The sequence below is a fragment of the Bacillus sp. LR--39 genome (genome assembly GCF_053613335.1).
This window is the reverse complement of record NZ_JBSIOT010000254.1, coordinates 1-1,191: the sequence shown is the minus strand read 5'-3', so window position 1 is coordinate 1,191 and position 1,191 is coordinate 1. Positions and strand designations below refer to the sequence as shown.

The 1,191-nt window shown below is 49.0% G+C and carries 1 protein-coding gene; it reads left to right on the top strand.

Translation table 11 applies throughout. The features are described 5' to 3' along the window. Positions 1–94: 94 nt before the first annotated feature. The coding region (ycnJ, locus tag ACWHAR_RS22270) for a copper transporter YcnJ (protein WP_452087857.1) at positions 95–1,191 on the top strand (1,097 nt) is incomplete at its 3' end.

The window sequence follows — 1,191 nt, the reverse complement described above, 5'->3', positions numbered from 1 at the left end:
CAAGCGCTGGAAGACATGCTCAAAGACAGAAAGAAACGCTGCACCTGCACCAAGAAATAACACAACACATACAGCGGAAGGTGGTGTCTGAGTGATGAAGCGAAACAGATGGTGGATCATTCTTCTGCTTTTTCTTGTTTTCCTGCCGAAAACAAGCTTTGCTCACGCCTATATTGTCAAATCTTCACCTGGGGAAAACAGCGAATTAAAAAGCGCCCCTGCGCAGGTGGAAATCGAATTTAATGAACCGGTTGAAGAAGGGTTTCATTACATTAAAGTCTTTAATTCAAACGGCGACCGTGTGGATACGGACAAGACTGAAATCAAAAAAGATAATCATCACATCATGACAGTGAAGCTGAAGAAGAATCTGCCTCATGATGTGTACAGAGCGGAATGGAATGCCGTATCCGCGGACGGGCATCCTGTTTCTGGCGTCATTCCGTTTAGTATTGGGAAAGCGGATGGCGGATTCAGCAGCCAAAAAGCAGCCGACTCAGCTCTGAATCCGGGAACAGCAGCAGATCGCGCGATTCTGTATACAGCCTTATCTCTGTTTATCGGAACGGTTTTCTTCCATCTTTTCTGGTATAAAGGGAAATCAGAACAGTTCGTCAAACGGACGAGACGTATCCTGACCGGCTCGATCGCAGCATTGGGGCTGGCGCTTTTGCTTCAGCTTCCGATTCAGACAAAAGCGAACGCAGGCGACGGCTGGGGCAGCGCATTCCAGCCGGGCTACATCAGAGAAACACTGTTTGAGACAGCAGGCGGCTCCATTTGGATCATACAGGCCGCTCTGTTCGTGCTCCTCGCACTGTCTGTCATTCCTGCGATACGGAAAAACCGCTTTTCATCCTTTGGCTATTGGATAGCGCCGCTCATTTTCTTTTTCGGTCTCCTGCTTGCCAAGGCGTTTACCGGGCATGCTGCTGTCGTTGAAGAAAAAACGGTCGGCATTTTGATGGATTTCCTTCATTTAACTTCCGCTTCCATCTGGGTTGGCGGAATAGCGGCACTCGTTTTGCTGCTCTCAAAAGAATGGAGGCAGCCTGACAAAACGCTCGCGTGGGAGACGGTCAGACGGTTCTCCCCATGGGCGCTCACTGCAGTCGGCGTCATTTTGTTTTCAGGCTTGCTCAATGGATTTTTCATCATTCGTTCAATGGATTCACTGTTCCATACAGCGTA